This is a genomic window from Amaricoccus sp. (assembly GCF_017995835.1).
Taxonomy (GTDB): domain Bacteria; phylum Pseudomonadota; class Alphaproteobacteria; order Rhodobacterales; family Rhodobacteraceae; genus Amaricoccus.
This window is the reverse complement of the sequence record NZ_JAGOID010000122.1, coordinates 1-7,799: the sequence shown is the minus strand read 5'-3', so window position 1 is coordinate 7,799 and position 7,799 is coordinate 1. Positions and strand designations below refer to the sequence as shown.

At 73.8% G+C, this 7,799-nt stretch carries 5 protein-coding genes; all 5 read left to right on the top strand.

Annotated elements, in window-relative coordinates; all coding sequences use genetic code 11:
- The first annotated feature begins 154 nt into the window (after positions 1–154).
- Positions 155–1,438, top strand: a complete 1,284-nt coding sequence (locus tag KBA23_RS14585) for a glycerate kinase (protein ID WP_290742293.1) — start codon at positions 155–157, stop codon at positions 1,436–1,438.
- Between the two features lie 51 nt (positions 1,439–1,489).
- Positions 1,490–2,788, top strand: coding sequence for a diaminopimelate decarboxylase (gene lysA, locus KBA23_RS14580; RefSeq protein WP_290742290.1), 1,299 nt, complete (start codon positions 1,490–1,492; stop codon positions 2,786–2,788).
- Between the two features lie 11 nt (positions 2,789–2,799).
- Positions 2,800–5,322, top strand: coding sequence for a TIGR02302 family protein (locus tag KBA23_RS14575; RefSeq protein WP_290742287.1), 2,523 nt, complete (start codon positions 2,800–2,802; stop codon positions 5,320–5,322).
- 129 nt (positions 5,323–5,451) lie between these two features.
- The gene (locus KBA23_RS14570) at positions 5,452–6,642 is read left to right on the top strand and encodes a multidrug effflux MFS transporter (protein ID WP_290742284.1); all 1,191 of its coding nucleotides are present in this window, start codon (positions 5,452–5,454) and stop codon (positions 6,640–6,642) included.
- 104 nt (positions 6,643–6,746) lie between these two features.
- On the top strand, positions 6,747–7,799 hold a 1,053-nt coding region (gene prfA / locus KBA23_RS14565; protein ID WP_290742281.1), incomplete at its 3' end, for a peptide chain release factor 1.

Genomic DNA, 7,799 nt, shown 5'->3' with positions numbered 1-7,799 from the left:
CGCCATGTACGACGTGGTCACCGCCCAGTTCAACGGCGAGTACGACAGCGCCACCGCGGCGCAGGAGCTCGTCTCCGCCGTCGAGATGGCGCAGTAGCGGGCCAAGCGGGGCGGGCGGCGCCGCCGCCCGCCCCGACCTGGCGTGCGAGGTGAGATGCACGGGATCGAGGCGCCCGTTCCCTTTCTCCGGCGGCTGTTCGACCTCGCGGTCGCCGCCGCCGACCCGATGCGCTGCGTGCCCGCGGCGCTGCCGGCGCGGCCCGCGGGCCGCGTCGTCGTCGTTGGCGCGGGCAAGGCCTCGGCGCGGATGACCGAGGCGGTCGAGGCGGTCTGGGGGCCCTGCGAAGGGCTCGTCGTCACCCGCGACGGCTACGGCCGTCCCACCCGCGGCGTCGAGATCGTCGAAGCCTCGCACCCGGTTCCGGACGCGCGCGGCCTCGACGCGACGGCGCGGATGCTTCGCCTCCTCGACGGGCTCGGGGAGGGGGATTTCGTGCTGGCGCTCGTCTCCGGCGGCGGCTCGGCGTTGCTCGTCCAGCCGGCCGAGGGGGTCACGCTTGCCGAGAAGCAGGCGGTCAACCGGGCGCTCCTCGCCTCGGGCGCGCCGATCGGCGAGATGAACGTCGTCCGCAAGCACCTGAGCCGCGTCAAGGGCGGCCAGCTCGCCGGCGCCGCCTGGCCGGCGCGGATGCTGGCGCTCGCGATCTCGGACGTGCCGGGCGACGACCTCGCGATGATCGCCTCCGGTCCGACCGTCGGCGACGTCGCCACCGCCGCGGACGCCGCCGCGATCCTCGCGCGTCGGGGCATCGACGCGCCCGTCTCGGTCCTGCGCGCGCTCGCAGCCGGGAGCGGCGTGGTGCGCCCCGACGACCCGCGCCTGTCGCGGACCCGGAACCTGCTCGTCGCCGCGCCGTCGCAGTCGCTGGAGGCCGCCGCGACCGCGGCCCGCGCCGCCGGCTGCGACTTGCGCCTGGTCGGGGATGCGGTCGAGGGCGAGGCGCGCGAGGTCGCCGCCGCCCAGGCCGCGCTCGCCCGCGGGATCCGCGCCGGGATGGCGCCGGGAGACCGGCCGGCGCTGGTCCTCTCGGGCGGCGAATGCACGGTCACGCGCAGAGGCGGCGGCGTCGGCGGCCCGAACGCCGAGTTCTGCCTCGGCCTCGCGGTGGCGCTCGACGGCGCGGCAGGAATCTGGGGCCTCGCCTGCGACACCGACGGGGTGGACGGCGCGGCCGAGGTGGCGGGCGCGACCGTGGCGCCCGACACGCTGGCGCGGGCCCGAGCGGCCGGGCTCGATCCGGCGGCGGCGCTCGCCCGGAACGACGCCCACACGTTCTTCGCGGCGCTCGGGGACCAGGTGGTGACCGGGCCGACGCTCACCAACGTCAACGACTTCCGCGCCGTTCTGGTCATGCCGCCGCAGGCGCCGGCGGCTTGACCCGGCGCCCCGTTGTGCTAGGCCGACCGCGCGCCGCCCGGAGCCCCGCCGATGGACCATTTCCTCTACCGCGACGGCGCGCTGCACGCCGAGGACGTGCCGCTCGCCGAGATCGCCGCCGCGGTGGGAACGCCGACCTATGTCTATTCGGCGGCGACGCTGACCCGGCATTTCCGGCTCCTCGACGAGGCGCTCGCCGGAATGCCGCACCTCGTCTGCTTCTCGATCAAGTCGAACCCCAACCTCGCCGTGCTCGCGCACATGGCAGCACTCGGGGCCGGGATGGACGTCGTGTCCGGCGGGGAATGGCGCCGCGCCCGCGCCGCCGGCGTTCCCGGGGAGCGGATCGTCTTCTCCGGCGTCGGCAAGACGCGCGAGGAGATGCGCCTCGCGCTCGAGGGCGGCGTGCGCCAGTTCAACGTCGAGAGCGAGCCCGAGCTGCTCGCGCTGTCCGAGGTCGCGGTCGCGCTGGGCCGGACGGCGGCGGTCGCGGTGCGGGTCAATCCCGACGTCGACGCGCGCACCCACGCCAAGATCGCCACCGGCAAGTCAGAGAACAAGTTCGGCATCCCGATCGCTCGCGCCCGCGAGGTCTATGCCGAGGCGGCGGCCCTTCCGGGCGTCGAGGTGGTCGGGATCGACGTCCATATCGGCAGCCAGCTGACCGAACTCGCCCCGTTCGAGAGCGCCTTCGCCAAGGTCGCCGGGCTCGCCCACGCGCTGCGCGCCGACGGCCACGACATCCGCCGGCTCGATCTCGGCGGCGGCCTCGGCATTCCCTATGCCAGCACCAACGACGCCCCGCCGCTTCCCTTCGACTACGGGGCCACGATCCGGCGCACCGTCGGGCATCTCGGCTGCGAGATCCAGATCGAGCCCGGCCGGGTGATTGCGGGCAACGCCGGGATCCTGCTCGCGCGGGTGATCTATCTCAAGCGCGGCGAAGGTCGGGACTTCCTGATCCTCGATGCGGCGATGAACGACCTGGTGCGCCCGACGATGTACGACGCCTGGCACGACATCGTGCCGGTGCGCGAGCCGGCCCCGGATGCCGCGCTCGGCCCCCTCGACGTGGTCGGGCCAGTCTGTGAGACCGGCGACACCTTCGCGCGCGGGCGGATGCTGCCCCCGCTCGCGGCCGGAGATCTCGTTGCCTTCCGCTCCGCCGGGGCCTACGGCGCGGCCATGGCGTCGGAGTACAATACCCGGCCCCTCGTGGCCGAGGTGCTGGTGCACGAGGATCAATTCGACGTGGTTCGTGCGCGTCCGAGCTATGAAGACATCCTCGCGCGCGATAGCATTCCCGGATGGATCGGCCGAGAGGTGTCTCCGCCGGCAGAGCGGAGGTAGGCACGGGGCGCATGGCGGCAGGTCGCAGGACGGTCGCCGCCGACGACGCCCCGATCGCCGCCGCCATCCGCCGGACCCGCGCCGGAATGGCGCTGGAGCGTGCGTTGCGCGCCTTCTGGCCGCTTGCGACTCTGGCCGCCGCCGCCTGGGCGGCGCTGGCCTTCGGTCTGGCGGAGGTGGCCCCCCGCAGGCTGCTCCTCGCCGTCACCATCGTCGTCGGGCTCTGCGCCCTCGTGCTGCTCGTCCGCGGGTTGCGGCGCTTCCGCTGGCCGCGGCGGGCTGAGGCGGCGGCGCGTCTCGACGCCGGCCTGCCGGGCCGCCCGCTCGCGGCGCTCGCCGACCGGCCGGCGCTCGGGCGCGACGACGCTGGCGCGCAGGCGGTCTGGGCGGCGCACATCGCACGGATGCGCCGGATCGCCGCGCGGGCCGAGTGGGTCCGGCCCGACCTGCGCCTCGCCCGCTTCGACGGCTGGGGCCTGCGGCTCATCGCGCTCGTCGCGCTGGGCGCGGCGCTCCTCTTCGCCCGGGCCGACCCGATCGCCGGCCTCGGCGCGGCGATCGCCAGCGCCGGCGGCGGCGCCCCGGCGGCGGGGCCGGCCTTCGAGGCCTGGGCCGAGCCGCCGGGATATACGGGGCGGCCGACCCTGTATCTGCCCGACGCGCCCTCCGAGCCGCCGCTCGTCGTGCCGCAGGGCACGCAGATCACCGTGCGCGTCTACGGCGAGGCGGGGGATTTCTCGCTCACCCAGTCCGTCACGGACAGCGACGCGCCGCTTGCCGAGGCTGCGCCCGGGATCGCTGCGGCGCGCTTCGTCGTCGGCCACAGCGGCGGGATCGCCCTTTCCGGGAGCGGCGACGCGCTCGGATCCTGGTCCTTCGTCATGCAGCCCGACAATCCGCCGGAGATCGACCTGGCGGAACCGGTGACCCGCGCCCCGACCGGCGAGACCGAACTCGCCTACGTGGCGCGCGACGACTACGGCGTCGTGTCGGCGCAGGCGGAGATCACCGTCGACCTCGCCGCGACCGACCGGCTCTACGGGCTCGCCGCCGAACCGCAGGCGCGCGAGCCGCTGACGGTCGACCTGCCGCTCTCGATGTCCAGGGGCAGCGCCGAGGAGGTCGCCGAGACGCTGGTCGAGGACTTCTCGAAGCATCCGTGGTCGGGATTGCCGGTGACGATCCGGCTCACCGCCGAGGACGCGCTCGGGCAGGTCGGCGCGCGCGACGGGATCGCCGCGGTACTGCCGGGCCGGCGCTTCTACAACCCCATCGCCGCGGCGCTGGTCGAGCAGCGTCGCGATCTTCTCTGGACCACGGAGAACGCCCGCCGCGTGGCGCAGGTGCTGCGCGCCCTCACCTGGCGGCCCGAGGGGATGTTCCGCAACGAGAAGGCCTATCTCGCAACCCGCATCGCCATCCGCCGCCTCGACGCCGCCGTCGGCCAGCCCGACAACGCCGCGCGTGTCGAGGAGGTGGCCGAGATGCTGTGGAAAGTGGCGCTCCTGCTCGAGGAGGGCAGCCTCGGCGACGCGGCGGAGCGACTCGCCCGCGCCCAGGAGCGCCTGCGCGAGGCGCTGCGCAACGACGCCAGCGACGAGGAGATCGCGCAACTGATGGACGAGCTGCGGCAGGCGACGCGCGACTACATGCAGCAGCTCGCCGAGGAGGCGCTGCGTGACGGCGAGCGCCAGCGCGCCGAAGGCCAGCCGCCCGGGCAGACCATGACCCGGAACCAGATCCAGGAGCTGATGGACCGCATCCAGGAACTGTCCGAGCAGGGTCGGCGCGCCGAGGCGGAGGCGTTGCTCGAGATGCTCCAGCAGCTCCTCGAGAACATGGAGATGCAGCTCGCCGAGGGCGGACAGGGGGGCGAGGGCGGCGAGGGCCAGCAATCCATGCAGGATCTTGGCGACGCGCTGCGCGAGCAGCAGGGCCTTGCGGACGACAGCTTCGAAGAGCTGCAACGCCAGTTCCGCGAGGGCCGCGGCGGGCAGCAGGGGCAGGGCCGGGGCAGCGAGGGGCAGGGCGGCGAGGGCTCGTCGAACCAGGCGCTGGCGGAGCGGCAGAAGGCGCTGCGCGAGCTGATGGAGGAGCTGCAACGCGGCCTTCCCGGCGAGGCGGGCGATGCGGCGCGCGACGCGCTGCGCCGGGCCGAGCGCGACATGGGCGAGGCCGAGGGCGCCCTGCGCGACGGCGACGCGGCCGATGCCCTGAACGAACAGGCCGAGGCGATCGACAACCTCCGCGACGGAATGCGGCAGATGGCGCGGGACATGCGCCAAGCCGAGGCGGGCTCGCAGAACGGCGAGCCCGGCGCCGAGGGCGAGGCGAGCGCCGACGGCCGCAACGACCCGCTCGGCCGCCCGCTCGGTCCCGACGGCAGCACCGGCACGAACCAGCAGATGGTGCCGGAGGCCAACGCCGGCACACGGGCGCGCGGTCTCCTCGACGAGATCCGCCGGCGCTCCGGTGACCAGTCGCGGCCGCAGCTCGAGCTCGACTACCTTCGGCGCCTGCTTGACCGTTTCTGAGCCCACCTGATCGCAGCGCTGCCTTCCGGAGGTCGCCAGGTGGACAATCCCGGCCGGATCGGGCATGGGACGCCGGCTGCACGGCCCGGCACGCTCCGGCCCTTGCTGCGAGATCAGGGGAAACCACCGATGCTGCGAATCGCCCTCGTGATCGGGCTCCTCGGGGCCGTCGGGCCGTTTGCGATCGACATGTATCTGCCGGCGATGCCGTTGATCGCCGCGGAGTTCGGCGTGTCGGCGCAGGCCCTGCAGATGACGCTGACGACCTATTTCCTCGCCTTCGGGGTCGGCCAGCTCGTCTACGGCCCGCTCTCGGACCAGATGGGCCGGCGGGCGCCGATGCTGATCGGCCTCGCGATCTTCCTGCTCGGCACGCTGGCCTGCGCGCTCGCGCCGAGCGTCGCGGCGCTGGCGGTGGGGCGCCTCGTGCAGGGGCTCGGGGCCGCGGCCGTCATGGTCGTGCCGCGCGCGCTGATCCGGGATCTCTATTCCGGACCGCAGGCGACACGGCTCATGGCGCTGGTGATGCTGGTCATCTCGGTCTCGCCGATGCTCGCGCCGCTCGCGGGCAGCGGGATGATGGCGATCGCAGGCTGGCGGTGGATCTTCGGCGCGCTCGCCATCGCCGCGGCCTTCAGCATCGCCCTGACCGTGCTCGCGCTGCCGGAGACGCTGGCGCCGACCGACCGCATGCCGATGCGGCCCGCGTCGCTGCTCGCCGGTTCCGGGCGCCTGCTCCGGGATCGCGAGTTCATGGGGCTGACGCTGATCGGCGGTTTCGCGATGGCGAGCTTCTTCGTCTTCATCGCCTCGGCGGCCTTTGTCTATGTCGAGAGCTTCGGGCTGACGCCGACGCAGTTCTCGCTCGCCTTTGCCATCAACGCGGCGGGCTTCTTCGCGGCGTCGCAGCTGGCCGGGACGCTCGGGAACCGTTACGGGATGCGTCGGGTAGTCACCGTGGCGACGGCCGGCTTCGCCGCGGTGACGCTGGCGCTTGTGACGCTGGTCGCGGCCGGCCTCGGCACGCTGCCGGTGATCGTGGTGATGCTGGTTCTCGCGAATGCCTGCCTCGGTCCGGTCATGCCGACGACGATGGTTCTGGCGCTCGATCCGCACCCGGACGTGGCCGGGCTTGCCTCCTCGCTCGGCGGCGCGATCCAGATGCTCGTCGGGGGCGGCATGATCGCGCTCGCGAGCCCGTTCTTCGACGGGACGGCGATGCCGATGGTCGCGGCGATCGCGGCCTGCGGGGTGCTGGCGCTCGGGGCGGTCGCGGCGACCATGGGCCCGGGCGCGCGTCGGGCGGACGTGCGTCGCTGACCGGACGACCGAACGTTCTCGGTGACGCACCGCTGCGACCTTCCGAGGCGGCGCGCAAGTTCGTCCTTGCGGGCGTCGCCGGCTTGCGCGATCAACCCCGCGCCATGATCCCCGGAGAGAAGCTCGACCAGATCCGCGCCCGCTTCGAGTATCTCGAGGCGCGGCTCGCCGCACGCGCGACGCCGGCCGAGCTGGCGGCGCTGTCGCGCGAGTATGCGGCGCTGCGCGACGTGGTGGCGCGGATCGACGCCTGGCGCGCGCTCGCGCGCGAGCGGGAGGAGGCGGAGCGGCTGCTCGCCGAGCCCGAGATGCGCGAGCTTGCGCAAGAGGAACTGGAGCGGCTGAAGGCGGAGACGCCGCTGGCCGAGCGGGCGTTGCAGGTGGCCCTGCTGCCGAAGGACGCGGCGGACGAGCGCTCGGCGATCCTCGAGGTCCGGGCCGGGACCGGCGGCGAGGAAGCGGCGCTCTTCGCGGCGGATCTGGCGCGGATGTACCAGCGTTTCGCGGAAGCGCGCGGCTGGCGCTGGGAGTTGGTGGAGGAGGCGGCGACCGAGCTCGGCGGCTATCGCGAGCTGGTGGCGGAAATCTCGGGGCGCGGCGTCTTCGCGGCGCTGAAGTTCGAGAGCGGCGTTCACCGCGTGCAGCGGGTGCCGGCGACCGAGAGCTCGGGGCGGATACATACCTCGGCGGCGACGGTGGCGGTGTTGCCGGAGGCCGAGGAGGTCGACATCGACATCCCCGCGGCGGACATCCGCATCGACACGATGCGCTCTTCCGGAGCGGGCGGCCAGCACGTGAACACCACGGACAGCGCCGTGCGCATCACCCATCTGCCGACGGGGATCGTGGTGACGAGCAGCGAGAAGAGCCAGCACACCAACCGGGCGAAGGCGATGGCGGTGTTGCGGGCGCGGCTCTACGACCTGGAACGGACGCGGCTCGCGGCGGAGCGGGCGGCTGAGCGCAGGGGCCAGGTCGGCAGCGGCGACCGATCGGAGCGGATACGGACCTACAACTTTCCGCAGGGTCGCCTGACCGACCACCGGATCGGGCTGACGCTCTACCGGCTCGACCAGGTGATGCAGGGCGATCTCGACGAGGTGGTGGCGGCTCTGGCGGCCGACGACCAGGCGCGGCGGCTCGCCGATCTCGAGGCA

What these genes read in the sequence shown, in the direction of transcription:
- lysA (WP_290742290.1), top strand. Translation starts at nt 1,490, where the DNA reads ATGGACCATTTCCTCTACCGCGACGGCGCGCTGCACGCCGAGGACGTG.
- KBA23_RS14570 (WP_290742284.1), top strand. Translation starts at nt 5,452, where the DNA reads ATGCTGCGAATCGCCCTCGTGATCGGGCTCCTCGGGGCCGTCGGGCCG.
- KBA23_RS14575 (WP_290742287.1), top strand. Translation starts at nt 2,800, where the DNA reads ATGGCGGCAGGTCGCAGGACGGTCGCCGCCGACGACGCCCCGATCGCC.
- KBA23_RS14585 (WP_290742293.1), top strand. Translation starts at nt 155, where the DNA reads ATGCACGGGATCGAGGCGCCCGTTCCCTTTCTCCGGCGGCTGTTCGAC.